Here is a 14369-nt window from a genome sequence, read left to right as displayed (position 1 = left end):
AGCCCGCTGGGCATCGGTCACCGACAACGGCGGAATCTTCGGACCCGGACGACTCATACCGAACTAACGACAAACCTCCGACTCAGGTCACTAGCGTTCGAGATCCAGGTCCACGACGACCGGCGCGTGGTCGGACGCGCCCTTGCCCTTGCGCTCCTCGCGGTCGACGTAGGCGTCGGTGACGGCCTTGGTGAAGGGCTCGTTCCCGTAGACCAGGTCGATGCGCATGCCCTTGTTCTTGGGGAAGGCGAGCTGACGGTAGTCCCAGTACGTGTAGGGGCGGTCGTACTTCAGGGGGCGCGGGAGCACGTCGGAGAGCCCGGCCGCGCGCAGCGCCTCCAGGGCGGCCCGCTCGGCGGGGGTGACGTGGGTCAGGCCCACGAAGACGGCCGGGTCCCAGACGTCCTCGTCGGTCGGGGCCACATTGAAGTCGCCGAGCACCGCGAAGGGGCGCGGGCCGGCCGCGTCCTCGGCGACGGCCGTGGTCAGCGCCCGGAACCAGTCGAGCTTGTATCCGTAGTGGTCGTGCTCGACCTCGCGGCCGTTGGGCACGTACACCGACCAGAGCCGCACCCCGCCGCAGGTCGCCGAGATCGCGCGGGGCTCGTCGACGCCCTCGTAGCCGGGCCCGCCGGGCAGGCCCACGACCACGTCCTCCAGGCCGGCCTTGGAGAGCAGGGCCACGCCGTTCCAGCGGCCGGTGGCATTGACCACCGACTCGTAGCCCAGCTCGCGCAGCTCGGCGTGCGGGAACTGCTCCGCCGAGCACTTGGTCTCCTGGATGCACACGACATCGGTGCCGGAGGCCTCCAGCCAGGCCAGCAGACGCGGCAGCCGGGCGGTGATGGAGTTGACGTTGAAGGTGGCGATACGCATACGTTCCAACCTACCGTCCGGCACCGACACTCAGAGATCTGCGCTGTCGCCTGCGGTGAGTCGCCCGTGGTCGGTGCCGCCCAGGGTGTCCAGGGCGAAGTCGTAGATCGGCCGGGCGATGTCGGCGAGGTAGGCGTCGTGGATGTCGAGGGCCCGGCGCGGCTTGACCTCGCGGAGGTAGTCGATCACCTCGGACACCTTGTTCCAGGGGGCGTGCACCGGGACCATCAGGGTCTCCACCGGCACCCCGGGCACGGTCAGCGCGTCCCCCGGGTGGAAGAGCGAGCCGTCCACGAGATAGCCGACGTTCGTGACCCGCGGGAGGTCCGGGTGGATCACCGCGTGCAGTTCCCCGTGCACCTGCACCTCGAACCCGGCGGCGCTGAAGGTGTCCCCGTGGCCGACGGTGTGCACCCGGCCCGGATAGGCGGGACCGAGCTTCTCGGCGACGCTGCGCAGGGTCCACAGCGCGGCCGCCGGATTCGCGTCGAGGGCGGCCCGCAGCCGGCCCTCCTCGAAGTGGTCGGGGTGCTCGTGCGTGACCAGCAGGACGTCCGCCCCCAGGCCCGCGTCCGGTTCGCTGAAGGCGCCCGGGTCGATGACGAGCGTGTGCCCGTCCTTCTCCAGCTGGACGCAGGAATGCAGCCGCTTGGTGAGCTTCATGATCCAAGCCTAGCCCCCGACCGGGCACTCAGGGGGTGGTCGAGGAGACCACGTAGACCTTGGAGACCTTGGGGTCCGTGAGGTCGACGGTGATGTCCCGGGTGGGCCTCGGGTCGTCCTGTTCGAGGGTGGTCCCGAGCCACTCGGTCTCGGCCTTCCAGTGCCAGCCCGCGACCGAGGTGTCGTGATCGGAGATCGACACCCCGGGAGTCAGCTCCGCCCGGCTGGTGCCCACGGAGGCCAGGAACGCGTCCAGCTCGGGCGGGGTGACCGCGAACTGGGTGTACAGCCGGCTGGTGCGCCAGTTGTTGGTCTCCAGGAACCCGACCCGCCACGCCTTCGGCGGGATGGGCACCTCGTAGATGCTGCGCTGCACCTTGGACGGCCAGCCCGGGCGCACCTTGGACGCGCCGACCCGGGCGGCCTTGTCGCGGCCGCTCTCGCGGCTCTGCTGGGTGGAGATGGCCAGGTAGCCCGCGGGTACGCCGATCAGCAGCAGGATGATGATCGCGGTGATCCAGCGGCGTTTGACGACGTGCCTGCGGTCCTCGGCGGTGGGCTGCGGGGCGCCGCCCTCGTCGGGGGCGGCGGCCTGGTGGGGCACGGTGGGCGGTGTCACGGCTTTTCTGCGTCCTTGGGGTCCGTAGCGTCCGTGGGTGCCGCGGTGTCGCGCCGGCCCAGCTGCTGCGCGTAGCGCTCGTACCGTTCGTACCGCTCGACCCGTCGGCGCGTGGCGCGGCGGAAGCGCCGGGCGACGAGCCGGGCGAGGTCGGCGGCGCCGACCATGCCGGCCTCGGGGCCGAGCTGGGCCTTGGCGATACGGGCCTCCGGCCGGTAGCCGCGGCCGGTGAGGTGGCGGCGGAAGGCCTCCCGGGCGGGGCCGATCAGCAGGTCGTCGGCGGCGCTGACGCCGCCCCCGATGACGAAGCAGGACGGGTCGAGGGCGGCGGCGAGGTTGGCGATGCCGACGCCGAGCCACTGGCCGATGTCCTGGAGCAGCTCGACGCACATGGCGTCGCCCTCGCGGGCCAGCTCGGTGATGAGCGGGCCGGTGATCTCGGAGACGTTGCCGCCGACCCTGGCGATGATGTTGTACGCGACCGGGGAGTCCGCGGCGGCGAGCTCGCGGGCCTCGCGGACCAGGGCGTTGCCGGAGCTGTACTGCTCCCAGCAGCCGCGGTTGCCGCAGGGGCAGCGGTGGCCGCCGGGGACGACCTGCATGTGGCCGAACTCGCCCGCGACCCCGTAGCGGCCCCGCTTGACCTGGCCGCCTTCGAGGATGGCGCCGCCGATACCGGTGCCGAGCGTGATCATGACGAGGTGGTCCTCGCCGCGTCCGGCGCCGAAGCGCCACTCCGCCCAGGCGGCGGTGTTGGCGTCGTTGTCGACCATGACGGGGACCGCGAGCCGGGACTGGAGGGCGTCGCGCAGCGGCTCGTCGCGCCAGGCCAGGTGGGGTGCGAACAGGACGCGGGAGCGGTCGGCGTCGACCCAGCCGGCCGCGCCGATGCCGACCGCGTGCACGTCGTGCCGGTCCGAGAGGTCCAGGACCAGCTCGACGATGGTGTCCTCGACGACCTTGGGGCTCTTGGACTTGTCCGGGGTCTCGGTGCGGATCTTCTCCAGGATGATGCCGTCGGCGTCGACGACCCCGGCCATCACCTTGGTGCCGCCGATGTCGATGCCGACGGTCGGGACGCGCGGGGCGGTCAGGTGCGACCGGCGCTCACGGGTGCCGATGGTCCGCAGGACGGTGCCTCGCGCCGACCCCCGGTGGGAGAGCGTGAAGTCCCGGTACGTGCTCATCGAGTCGTGTCGTTCCTGTCGGCATCGGAAAGGGAACCGGATGCGGTGTCCGGTCCTGATTCTGCCACTCGCTCCAGTTCGTGGCTCAGCTCCTCCAGCTCGGAGCCGCCCGCCATCTGCCGGGTGAGCTCGTCGAGGGTGATCGAGTCACGGGTGTGGCTGCCCGCCATGGTGCCGCGCTTGAGGAGGACGAAACGGTCCCCCACCAGGTAGGCGTGGTGCGGGTTGTGGGTGATCAGGACCACGCCGAGGCCCGCGTCGCGGGCGGCGGCGACGTACTTGAGGACCACGCCGGACTGCTTGACGCCGAGGGCGGCGGTGGGCTCGTCGAGTACGAGGACCTTCGCTCCGAAGTAGACGGCGCGGGCGATGGCCACGCACTGCCGTTCACCGCCGGACAGGGTGCCGATGGGCTGGTCCACGTCCCGCAGGTCGATGCCCATGCGCAGCAGTTCGGCGCGGGTGGTCTCGCGCATGAACTCCACGTCGAGGCGGCGGAAGGGGCCGCGGCCCTTGGTGGGCTCGGAGCCGAGGAAGAAGTTCCGCCAGACGGGCATGAGCGGGACGACGGCGAGGTCCTGGTAGACGGTGGCGATGCCGTGGTCGAGGGCGGCGCGCGGGTTGGCGAGCGCGGTCTCCTCGCCCTCGATCTCGAAGGTGCCGGCGTCGTGCCGGTGCAGCCCCGCGATGATCTTGATGAGGGTGGACTTGCCGGCGCCGTTGTCGCCGAGGACACAGGTGATCTCGCCCGCCGAGACCTCCAGGGAGACCCCCTGGAGGGCGCGGATGTTGCCGTAGAACTTGCTGACGTCGGTCAGCTTCACCAGTGCGCCGGTCATGCCCGTGCCTCCGCCCGCTTGCGGACCCATGCGTTGAGCAGCGTGGCCAGCAGGAGCATCGCGCCGAGGAAGAACTTGAACCAGTCCGGGTTCCACTGGGCGTACACGATGCCGTTGCTGGTCATGCCGAAGATGAAGGCGCCGACCGCCGAGCCGATGGCGGAGCCGTAGCCGCCGGTCATCAGACAGCCGCCGATGACCGCCGCGATGATGTAGAGGAACTCGTTGCCGACGCCCTCGCCCGACTGGACCACGTCGAACGAGAAGAGGATGTGCTGTCCGGAGATCCAGGCGCACAGGGCGACGCCCATGTAGAGGCCGATCCGGGTCTTCACGACCGGGACACCCGTCGCGCGGGCCGCGTCGGCCCCGCCGCCCACCGCGAAGATCCAGTTCCCGGCGCGGGTGCGCAGCAGGATCCAGGTGGCCACGGCGACCAGGGCCAGCCACCACAGGACGGTGACCTTGAGGGTGACCGGGCCGAGCGTCCACTGCGAGGCGAAGAGGGCGCGCGCGGAGGAGAAGCCCTCCATGTCGGCGATGGTCTTGGTGGAGACCGTGCCGCTGATCAGCTTGGTGAAGCCGAGGTTCAGGCCGGTCAGCATCAGGAAGGTGCCCAGCGTGATGATGAAGCTGGGCAGCTTGGTGCGGGTCAGCATGAACCCGTTGAAGAAGCCGACGGCCAGGGTGACCAGCAGCGACACCAGGACGCCGACCCAGACGTTGGCGGTCATCTGGTAGCTGAACATCGAGCTCAGCAGGGCCGATGTGGTGACCATGACACCGGCGGAGAGGTCGAACTCACCGCCGATCATCAGCAGGGCCACCGGGACGGCCATGATCCCGATGGTGGAGGCCGAGTACAGGATCGTGCTGAGGCTGGAGGCCCGCAGGAAGCTGTCGGCGGCGAAGGAGAAGAAGACGAAGACCGCGGCGGCGCCGACCACCGCGCCCAGCTCCGGGCGGCCGAGCAGCCTGCGCACGGCGGAGGTCGGCGCGAGCCGTTCGTCGACGGTGGAGACCGTGCTCATCGGCTGCCCCGCTTGATGAACTCCTCCAGCTTGGCGGACTCGGCCGCGGTGACGATCTGCGGCCCGGTGAGCACCGGGCGGCCGCCACCGAGCACGTCCGCGTTGTAGCGGTAGAGCCAGAGCAGGTCGATGGCCTCGTAGCCCTGGAGGTAGGGCTGCTGGTCGACGGCGAAGCCGAGGGCGCCGGACTTCAGGTCGCGGGCGACCGACTCGTTGAGGTCGAAGGTGTCCACCTCGGCCTTGCTGCCCGCCGCGTCCTTCGCCTTGACAGCGGTGGGGGCGAAGGGCGCGCCGAGGGTGAGGATCGCGTCGACGGAGGGGTCCGCCTGGAGCTTGGCCTGGACGGCCGCCTGGACGGAGGGCATGTTGGTGCCCTCGACGTACAGGTTCTCCATGGTCCCGGAGAAGGTCTTCTTGGCCCCGGCGCAGCGCTGCTCGTGGCCCACGTTGCCCTGCTCGTGCAGGACGCAGACGGCCTTCTTGCGGCCGCGCTTGCCCAGCTCGGTGCCGACGGCCTCGCCCGCGATCGTCTCGTCCTGGCCGATGTGGGTCAGCGCCCCGTACTCGGCGGACTGGGCGGATCCCGAATTGACCGTGACCACCGGGATGCCGGCCTTGACGGCCTTGGCGATGACGTCCTTGAGCGCCTCGGGCTTGGCGAGGCTGACGACGATCCCGTCGACCTTCTGGTCGATCGCGTTCTGCACGAACTGCGCCTGCTGCTGCGCCTGGTCGTCGTGCGCGTAGACGAAGTTGATGTTGTCCTTCGCCGCGGCCTCCTTGGCGCCCTTCTGGACGATGTCCCAGAAGGTGTCGCCGTCGCCCGCGTGCGTGACCATCGCGAAGGTCCAGCGCGGGGTGGACACGGCGGGCCGACCCGCCTCGGCGGCCTTCGCCCGCTCCTCGGCACGCTTGCCGCCCGTACTGCTGCAGCCCGCGAGCGAGGCCCCCAGTACCGCCGCGAGCACGGCGCCCACGACGCGTACCCCTGTCCGAACCCTAGCCACGTCGCCGCGCCCTTCCCTCGTCACCAATTCGGTCATTCCGGTTCCAGCCGCTCAGTATCCGCCACAGTGGACCATGAGGGGCCATCGGGGCATGCGCGGGCAGATTGACAGGTCCCCCGTACGGGGTCAGGTTGAGTGCATGCGCATCGGGCTCATCGGAACGGGCCGGATCGGCTCCTTCCACGCGGCGGCGCTGGCCCGCCACCCGGAGGCGGGTTCGCTCCTGCTCGCGGACGCCGATCCCGCGCGGGCGGCGCGCCTCGCCGACCGGCTCGGGGCCACCGCCGCGCCCTCCGTCGAGCAGGTCTTCACCTGGGGCGTGGACGCGGTGGTCGTGACCTGCGCGACCGACGCGCACGCCGAAATGGTCGTACGGGCCGTACGCGGCGGGCTGCCGGTGTTCTGCGAGAAACCGCTGGCCGCGGACCTGGACCGGACGCTTGCGGTGCTGCGCGAGGTGACGGCCGCGGGCGGGCTGCTCCAGGTGGGTTTCATGCGCCGCTTCGACGCGGGCTACCTCACGGCGCGGGAGCTGGTCCGTTCGGGCGCCCTGGGCCGGCTGCACACCGTACGGACGATGACGGCCGATCCGGCGCCGCCCGCCGCCGCGTACCTGGCGACCTCCGGCGGGCTGTACCGGGACTGCCTGGTGCACGACTTCGACATGATCCGCTGGGTGACCGGGCACGAGGTGGTCGAGGTGTACGCGGCCGGGTCGGACTCGGGGCCGGCGCGGTTCCGGGAGACCGGTGACATCGACACGGCGGCGGCCGTACTCACCCTGGACGACGGCACTCTGGCCACCTGCACGGGCTCGCGGATGAACGGCGCCGGGTACGACGTGCGCATGGAGCTGGCCGGAGAGCTGGACCAGGTCTCCGTCGGACTGGACGACCGTACGCCGATCGCCTCGACCGAACCGCACGGCCCGCCCCCGGCGACCAAACCGTGGACGGGCTTCCTGGAACGTTTCGCCCCGGCCTACGAGGCGGAGCTGGCGGCCTTCGTGCACCTGGTGCGCGGGGAGGGCGTCAACCCCTGCGACGGCCGGGAGGCGCTCGCCGCGCTCAGGGTCGCGGAGGCCTGCGAGCGCTCGCGCCGGGAACGGCGCCGGGTCCGGCTGGAGGAACTCCCGGACCTGCCGGTTCTCTGAGCGCGTGGGCATTGGGCCACCCTATTGCGGGGGTCCGCCGCTGACTGCGGCGTTTTTCGGACAGGCGTTCAGCCGGTGGCGGGGTTACGGCGCGGGGGCTACGGCGGTGGCTACGGCGCGGTGGCTACGGCCCGGCGGCCCCAAGCGGTGCCGGACAGCACCAGGACGACGCCCGCGTAGCCGAGCGGGCCGAGCTGCTCTCCTGCGATCGCGATACCGGCGACGGCCGCCCACAGCGGCTCGGTGCCGAGCAGCAGGCTGACCTGGGAGGGCGAGGTGCGGCGTACGGCCCACATCTGCACGAAGAAGGCGAAGAGGGTGCAGAAGACGGAGAGGAAGGCCAGGCCGGCCCATTCGGCCGCCCCGAAATCCACGGCGGCGGCCCAGGGGCTGTCACCGGTCCCGGGCACGGCGGCCAGCAGGGCGAACACCGTCACCGCGCCGCCGAGCTGCACGGTGGTCAGGGACAGCGAGTCGGCGTCCTGGACGGCCTCGACCCGGGCCATCAGCAGCACGTGCAGGGTCCGCGCGAGGGCGGCGCCGAGGATCAGCAGGTCACCGAGGCTGGGCGCGGTGAATCCGGCGCCCTGGGTGAGCAGCACGACTCCGGCCACGGAGAGCGCGGCGGCGGCGAGAAAGGCACCGGACGGCGCTCGCCTCTTCACCAGAGCCTCGGCGAGCGGGGTGAAGATCATGGTCAGACTGATGATCAGCCCGGCGTTGGTGGCGGAGGTGTGGACGACCCCGTAGGTCTCCAGCAGGAAGATCCCGCCGAGTACGAGTCCCAGCAGCCCGGCGCCGCGCAGCTGGACGGGGGTCAGCGCGCGCAGCCGCGCCCACCCGGCCACCACCAGGACGGGCAGGACCAGGGCGAACCGCAGCACGAGCACGGCGACGACGGTGTGCGAGGTGGTGATGCCCTTGGCGGCGAGGTAACTGCCGCCCCATACGACGGCGACGGCCAGCACGGGCACATCGGCGAGCCAGGCCCGGCGGGGGGCTTCGAGGGCGGGCGAGATCACGGTCATCGAAGTGTCTCCAACGGCGCTGACGAGGTGGAGACTTCGGCGGCTCGCACAGGTGCGGGCTCACCGTACCGGAGCCGATCATGCCGGTCGACCCATTTCGGGCCCGCCCCCCTCGGCCCCGTAGCATCGGCGTCATGGCTGATCTCTACGCCCTGGACCTGGCGTTCGACCTGCTCGACGACACACCGGAAGCCGTACTGGCAGAGGTCCGGCGCCACCTGACGGGGGACGGGCTCCTGGCGACCCGCGGCCCGGCCGCACGGGTCGGGGGCATGCTCGTCGGCGACTTCGGGCGGCGCGCGGACGGCACCTGGGCCCTGACCACCCGCCAGGAGGTCCACGAGGAACAGCTCCCGGACCTGGAGGACTTCCTGCTGCTCCTCGCCCGCCACATCCGCCCACCGGGCCCGGTCGGCCGGATCCGCCACTACGAGCACGAGGCCCCGGACCTGCTGGTCCTGCGCGAGGGCCGCGTGGTCCAGCTGGCGCTGGACCCCCGGTAGGTCAGTCGATGAAGCTGCCGAAGGTGGCCCGCCCCTTCGGCCGGTAGGTGTGGATGGCCGTGCCGCTGGACGTCGTCCGGGAGCCGGTCGTCTCGAAGGCGGTCGGCAGCCCACCCGTCGAAAACAGCTTGCGCCCCGCGCCCAGGAACACCGGGAACACCAGCAGGTTCACCTCGTCCACGAGGTCCCGGGCCAGCAGCCACTGCGCGAGCTGCCCGCTGCCGTGCACCTGCAGCTCCCCGTCCATGGTGTCCTTCACCCTCACGATCTCGCTCTGCAGCTGCTCCCCGTCGAGCACCGTGACCGGCCCCCAGGCCGGCTCCTTGAGGGTGGTGGAGGCCACGTACTTCGGCAGCCGGTTCAGCCCGCCCGCCACGGGGTCGGCGGGGTCGTCGTGCTCCGGCCAGTACGAGGCGAAGATCTCGTACGTCCGCCGCCCGAGCAGGAACGCCTCGGTCCGCCCGTACACCTCGGTGATGAACTCCCCCATCCCCTCGTCAGCGAACGGCACGAGCCAGCCGCCGTACTCGAACCCGCCACTGCGGTCCTCGTCCGGGCCACCGGGTGCCTGCATCACACCGTCGAGGGTCAGAAAGGTGGTGAGGGTCAGCTTGCCCATGACTCTGCGCTCCTTGCTCGGTCGTCCCTACGCAGGTTCAGACTCCCGGACCCCGGAAAACTCATCGCCACGGCGCGCGAGAACGCCATGTCCGATTCCCGCCAGCGCCCGATCGCGGATTCTCATTTCATTGAACCCGCAACCACTTAGTGGGCAACCGAGGGAGGAACGCCATGAACGGCAAGGTGGCACTGGTGACGGGTGGCAGCCGGGGGATCGGCGCCGCGACCGCGCTGCGGCTGGCCGAGGAGGGCGCGGACGTCGCGTTCACCTACGTGAGCGACGCGGAGGCGGCGGCCGAGGTCGCCGGGAAGATCGAGGCGCTCGGGCGGCGCGGGGTGGCGCTGCGGGCCGATGCGGGGGATCCGGCGGCCGCCGGGGCGGCGGTGGAGCGGGCCGTGCGGGAGCTCGGGGGGCTCGACGTGCTGGTCAACAACGCGGGGGTGGGGGTCATCGGGCCGCTGGAGGGGCTCACGCCGGCCGATGTGGAGCACGTGCTCGCGGTCAACGTGCGGGGGGTGTTCGCCACCACGCAGGCGGCGGCCGGGCGGATGGGCTCCGGCGGGCGGATCATCACCATCGGGACGTGCATGACCCAGCGCGTACCGGGGGCCGGCGGCACGCTCTACGCGATGAGCAAGTCGGCGCTGATCGGGCTGACCAAGGCCCTCGCACGGGAGCTGGGCGAGCGCGGGATCACCGCGAACATCATCCACCCGGGACCGGTGGACACGGACATGAACCCGGCTGACGGGCCGTACGCGGGGCCGCAGGCCGCGATGACGGCGCTCGGGCGGTTCGGCGCCCCGCGGGAGGTGGCGGCCATGGTGGCCTTCCTCGCGGGACCGGAGGCCGCGTACGTCACGGGCGCGGAGTTCTCCGTGGACGGCGGGCACGCCGCGTAGCCCTCTGGCCGGGCGTGCGGGCGTGGCGTGCGGACGGTGCGGGTTCGTTTCCTGGGGCTCCGCCCCAGACCCCGCGCCTCAAACGCCGGCGGGGCCGGAACGCGAAGCGCGCCCCGGGGGTGTCGGCCCCCGGGGCGCGGGTGCAGGTGCGTTTCCCGGGGCTCCGCCCCAGACCCCGCGCCTCAAACGCCGGCGAGGCTGAATCTGTCAGCCGCCCAGTTCCTGGTGGCGGGCGGCGTGCGCGGACGCGCCCGCCTCCGTCAGGGAGCCGTACAGGCGCAGGCGGGAGAAGCCGCCGTCCGGGAAGATGTCGATGCGCACGTGCGTGCCGACCGCCGGGGCGTCCAGGACGAAGCGGTGGTTGGTGTCGGGCTGCAGGCGGGTGCGCGGCAGGAACTCCGTCCACTCGCCCTCCTCGCCCGTCTTGACGGAGAGGGAGGCCCAGCCCGCGGAGTTGCCCTTGAGGTACGCGGTGTCGATCTCGACAGCGCGGATCTCGGACTCGGCGACGAGCTGGTAGCGGATCCAGTCGTTGCCGTTGTCGCGGCGGCGCGCGGTCTCCCAGCCGTCGTCCATCTTGCGGGAGCGGCCCGGGTTGATGGTGTTGGTCGGCGGGGAGTAGAAGCGGTTGGACGCGTCCTCGACCGAGCCGCCGTTCTCCAGCGCGACGACGTCGAAGGTGCCGAGCGTGGCGAGCCACTTCGGGTCCGGGACGACCTCGCCGTACACGCGCAGGCGGGCGATGCCGCCGTCCGGGTGCTGGTTGACGCGCAGGTGCGTGAAGCGCTGCTCGGCGTTCACCTCGAAGCCGTTGGCCGCGTGGCCGCCGACCGGGGTGCGCGGGACGAGGGTCGTCCACTTGACGTCGTCGCCGAGGAGCTCCTCGGGCGTCGGGGCGCCCTCGACCGAGGTGCCCTCGACGGAGACGGCCTGCGGCATGTTGCCGCGGAAGTGGGCGGTGTCGACGACGATGCCGCGGATCACGCCGGGGGCGCCGAGGCGGACCAGGGCGTAGTCGTGGTCCTCGGGGGTCGGCCAGGGCTGGGTGGCCGAGACGCCGCGGCGGCGGCGGGTCTCCCAGCCGTCCATGACCTTGCCCTTGTGGCCGAAGTGCTCGGGGTCGAAGTGCGGGGCCTCGGCGATGAGGAGGTTCTCGCGCTCGGCGAAGAACTCGTCGTTGGCGAAGGTGACACCGGCGCCCAGCTCGCGGGCGGCGAGGTTCGCGTACTGGGTGAAGGGGAAGTCCGCGGTGCGGTAGTCCGCGTACGGGTCGCCGCCTCCGTACGGGTTCGCGTTGCCGGTGAAGGAAGCCAAACCAGTTGAACGCTGTGCCACTGTCAGTTCTGCCTTTCGAGGAGGAGGCCCGTGGGCTCGGTCGGGGTGCCGTGGTCGGCGATCTGCGTACCGCGCAGCCAGGTGGACTTCACGACGCCGTGCAGGGTCTTGCCCGCGTACGCCGTGACCTGGTTGCGGTGGTGGAGCTCGGCCGGGTCCACGGTGAACGTTTCTTCGGGGGCGAGCACGGCGAAGTCGGCGTCGCGGCCGGCCTCGATCGCGCCCTTCTGCGCCAGGCCGGCGAGGGCGGCCGGGGCGGCGGACATCCAGCGGACGACGTCCTCCAGGGTCCGGCCGCGGCGGCGCGCCTCGGTCCAGATGGCGGGCAGGCCCAGCTGGAGGGAGGAGATGCCGCCCCAGGCGGTGGAGAAGTCGCTGGTCTTCAGGTCCGCGGTGGAGGGCGAGTGGTCGGAGACGATGCAGTCGATGGTGCCGTCGGCGAGCGCGTCCCACAGGAGGTCCTGGTTGGCGGCCTCGCGGATGGGCGGGCAGCACTTGAACTCGCTGGCGCCGTCCGGCACTTCCTCGGCCGTGAGGGTGAGGTAGTGCGGGCAGGACTCGACCGTGATCTTGACGCCCTCGGCCTTGGCGGCGGCGATCAGCGGCAGCGCGTCGGAGGACGACAGGTGCAGTACGTGGACGCGGGCGTTCAGCCGCTTGGCCTGGGCGATCAGGTTGCCGATCGCGGTGTTCTCGGCGTCGCGCGGGCGGGAGGCGAGGAAGTCGGCGTACTTGGGGCCCGGGACGACGGGGGCGGCGTCGAGGTGGTGGGGGTCCTCGGCGTGCACGATCATCAGGCCGCCGAAGCCGGTGATCTCGGCGAGGGAGGTGGCCAGCTGCTCCTGGTTGAGCTCGGGGAACTCGTCCACGCCGGAGGGCGACAGGAAGCACTTGAAGCCGAAGACGCCGGCGTCGTGCAACGGGCGCAGGTCCTTCACGTTGTCCGGCAGGGCGCCGCCCCAGAAGCCGACGTCCACGTGCGCCTTGGCGCGGGCGACCTCCTGCTTGACGCTCAGGTTGTCGGTCGTGGTGGTCGGCGGCAGGGAGTTCAGCGGCATGTCGAGGATCGTGGTGATGCCTCCGGCCGCGGCGGCGCGGGTGGCCGTCCAGAAGCCTTCCCACTGGGTGCGGCCCGGGTCGTTCACGTGGACGTGGGTGTCGACCAGGCCGGGAAGCAGGACGTCGTCGCCGAAGTCCTCCAGCCGGGCTCCAGCCGGTACCTCGGCCTCGTACGCCAGCACGGCCGTGATCTTCCCGCCGGCGACGGCCACCGAAGCGGCACGCGTCCCCTCGGGGGTGATGACGCGCGTCGAGCGCAGTACCAGTTCCACAGCCACGTCGGACACCGGAACCTCCCCATCTACTTCCACAGAGCGAAATTCAACGTTCTGTTGAGGGAGTCTTCATGGCGATCCCGGAGCAGTCAAGAGCGCCCGGACGGACCACTGACACACCTGGATCGCAATTGGATGTTTCCACAGGATGGAATTAAGATTTCGCTATACAGAATGTAGCTACCACCACCGAGAACGGGGAAGGTAACTTCCCGAGGACGTCCGCCACTCGGACAAACCGCCTCTGACCGGCGGCGACGGCCCCGACCCCAGCACTAGGGCCGCCGCCGGCCGCCGGGTAGGCTGCTCCCTTGCCTGCCAGCACCGAAAGGACCGCGCCGTGCCGACGTCCAGCGCCAGCACCACCGACGCTTCCTCAAAGACCCCTGCCGCCAGCGGTGGCGTCCAGTCCCTTGAGCGCGCCTTCGATCTGCTCGAACGTATGGCCGACGCCGGGGGTGAGGTCGGCCTCAGCGAGCTCTCCGCCGCCAGCGGTCTGCCTCTGCCCACCATCCACCGGCTGATGCGCACGCTGGTGGCGTGCGGTTACGTACGCCAGCAGCCCAACCGACGGTACTCCCTCGGCCCCCGCCTGATCCGCCTCGGCGAGTCCGCGTCGCGGCTGCTGGGTACCTGGGCCCGCCCCTACCTCGCCCGTCTGGTCGAGGAGACCGGCGAGACGGCGAACATGGCCCTGCTCGACGGCGACGAGATCGTCTACGTCGCCCAGGTGCCCTCCAAGCACTCCATGCGCATGTTCACCGAGGTCGGCCGCCGGGTGCTGCCGCACTCCACCGGTGTGGGCAAGGCGCTCCTCGCCTACACCCCCGCCGAAGAGGTACGCGCCCTCCTCGCCCGCACCGGGATGCCGGCGGCGACCGAGAAGACCATCACCACGCCCGAGGGCTTCCTCGACGCGCTGGAGCAGGTCCGCAAGGTGGGCTACGCGGTCGACGACAACGAGCAGGAAATAGGAGTTCGCTGCCTCGCCGTCTCCGTGCCCAACTCCCCGACCGCCGCCGCGATCTCCATCTCCGGCCCGGCGGGCCGGGTGACCGAGGCCGTGGCCGAGTCCTTCGTCCCGATCCTGCAGGGCGTGGCCGCCGAGCTGTCGGTGGCCCTGTCCAACCAGACCCCCGCCTAGTTGCTGTGACCGCCCCGGCGCCCCTCGCTTCGAGGGGCGCCGGGGCCGTCTCGCAAGCCGCCCAGCAGGCCGGGCACGGCCGTACGCGTGCGCGCTGGGCCGACTGCCGGTCCGCGATGGCGGGGC

15 protein-coding genes are annotated in these 14369 nt (G+C 71.4%); 4 read left to right on the top strand and 11 right to left on the bottom strand.

Annotation, left to right across the window (positions count from 1 at the left end; all coding sequences use genetic code 11):
- Positions 1-90 precede the first annotated feature (90 nt).
- Genes ACZ45T_RS18225 through ACZ45T_RS18195 form a run of 7 tightly spaced genes read right to left on the bottom strand, consistent with a single transcriptional unit; the run spans position 91 to position 6222 of the window.
- Positions 91-876: an exodeoxyribonuclease III gene (locus ACZ45T_RS18225; RefSeq protein WP_468442358.1), complete on the bottom strand. Its 786-nt coding sequence runs from the start codon at positions 874-876 to the stop codon at positions 91-93.
- Between the two features lie 30 nt (positions 877-906).
- Positions 907-1539 (bottom strand): MBL fold metallo-hydrolase, encoded by a 633-nt coding sequence (locus ACZ45T_RS18220; RefSeq protein ID WP_468442356.1) that lies wholly within the window; start codon positions 1537-1539, stop codon positions 907-909.
- A gap of 28 nt (positions 1540-1567) precedes the next feature.
- Positions 1568-2158: a hypothetical protein gene (locus tag ACZ45T_RS18215; protein ID WP_468442354.1), complete on the bottom strand. Its 591-nt coding sequence runs from the start codon at positions 2156-2158 to the stop codon at positions 1568-1570.
- On the bottom strand, positions 2155-3345 hold the full coding sequence (locus ACZ45T_RS18210; protein WP_468442352.1) for an ROK family glucokinase: 1191 nt from the start codon (positions 3343-3345) through the stop codon (positions 2155-2157). Before ACZ45T_RS18210 ends, ACZ45T_RS18215 begins: the two co-directional genes overlap by 4 nt.
- On the bottom strand, positions 3342-4184 hold the full coding sequence (locus ACZ45T_RS18205) for an ATP-binding cassette domain-containing protein (protein WP_468442350.1): 843 nt from the start codon (positions 4182-4184) through the stop codon (positions 3342-3344). Before ACZ45T_RS18205 ends, ACZ45T_RS18210 begins: the two co-directional genes overlap by 4 nt.
- Positions 4181-5215: an ABC transporter permease gene (locus ACZ45T_RS18200; protein ID WP_468442348.1), complete on the bottom strand. Its 1035-nt coding sequence runs from the start codon at positions 5213-5215 to the stop codon at positions 4181-4183. The genes ACZ45T_RS18205 and ACZ45T_RS18200 overlap by 4 nt, the downstream gene beginning before the upstream one ends.
- A complete protein-coding gene (locus ACZ45T_RS18195; RefSeq protein WP_468442346.1) occupies positions 5212-6222 on the bottom strand; it encodes a sugar ABC transporter substrate-binding protein in 1011 nt (336 codons plus the stop codon). Before ACZ45T_RS18195 ends, ACZ45T_RS18200 begins: the two co-directional genes overlap by 4 nt.
- Before the next feature lie 139 nt (positions 6223-6361).
- On the opposite strand from ACZ45T_RS18195, the gene ACZ45T_RS18190 reads away from it, so the two are divergent.
- Positions 6362-7375, top strand: a complete 1014-nt coding sequence (locus ACZ45T_RS18190; RefSeq protein ID WP_468442344.1) for a Gfo/Idh/MocA family protein — start codon at positions 6362-6364, stop codon at positions 7373-7375.
- 110 nt (positions 7376-7485) lie between these two features.
- On the opposite strand, the gene ACZ45T_RS18185 is transcribed toward ACZ45T_RS18190, so the two are convergent.
- Positions 7486-8403, bottom strand: a complete 918-nt coding sequence (locus ACZ45T_RS18185; RefSeq protein WP_468442342.1) for a DMT family transporter — start codon at positions 8401-8403, stop codon at positions 7486-7488.
- A 134-nt stretch (positions 8404-8537) separates the two neighbouring features.
- On the opposite strand from ACZ45T_RS18185, the gene ACZ45T_RS18180 reads away from it, so the two are divergent.
- Complete coding sequence (locus tag ACZ45T_RS18180; RefSeq protein WP_468442340.1) at positions 8538-8906, top strand: hypothetical protein; 369 nt, start codon at positions 8538-8540, stop codon at positions 8904-8906.
- Position 8907: 1 nt separating this feature from the next.
- Here ACZ45T_RS18180 and ACZ45T_RS18175 read toward each other — a convergent pair whose 3' ends face one another.
- Entirely contained in the window at positions 8908-9525 is a 618-nt protein-coding gene (locus ACZ45T_RS18175; RefSeq protein ID WP_468442338.1) for a dihydrofolate reductase family protein, read from the bottom strand.
- A 173-nt stretch (positions 9526-9698) separates the two neighbouring features.
- On the opposite strand from ACZ45T_RS18175, the gene ACZ45T_RS18170 reads away from it, so the two are divergent.
- The gene (locus ACZ45T_RS18170) at positions 9699-10430 is read left to right on the top strand and encodes an SDR family oxidoreductase (protein ID WP_468442336.1); all 732 of its coding nucleotides are present in this window, start codon (positions 9699-9701) and stop codon (positions 10428-10430) included.
- A gap of 207 nt (positions 10431-10637) precedes the next feature.
- Here ACZ45T_RS18170 and alc read toward each other — a convergent pair whose 3' ends face one another.
- Positions 10638-11765, bottom strand: coding sequence for an allantoicase (gene alc, locus ACZ45T_RS18165; protein WP_468442334.1), 1128 nt, complete (start codon positions 11763-11765; stop codon positions 10638-10640).
- Between the two features lie 2 nt (positions 11766-11767).
- Positions 11768-13102 (bottom strand): allantoinase AllB, encoded by a 1335-nt coding sequence (gene allB, locus ACZ45T_RS18160; protein WP_468442376.1) that lies wholly within the window; start codon positions 13100-13102, stop codon positions 11768-11770.
- 337 nt (positions 13103-13439) lie between these two features.
- Here allB and ACZ45T_RS18155 point away from each other — a divergent pair, with 337 nt between their 5' ends.
- Positions 13440-14243 carry an IclR family transcriptional regulator gene (locus ACZ45T_RS18155; protein ID WP_401604614.1) on the top strand — a complete coding sequence of 268 codons (804 nt, stop codon included), beginning with the start codon at positions 13440-13442 and terminating at the stop codon, positions 14241-14243.
- The last annotated feature ends 126 nt before the right edge of the window (positions 14244-14369 follow it).

It is taken from the genome of Streptomyces sp. NPDC030995 (assembly GCF_055571215.1).
The sequence above is the reverse complement of the archived record's forward strand: the minus strand, read 5'-3'. Positions and strand labels throughout refer to the sequence as shown.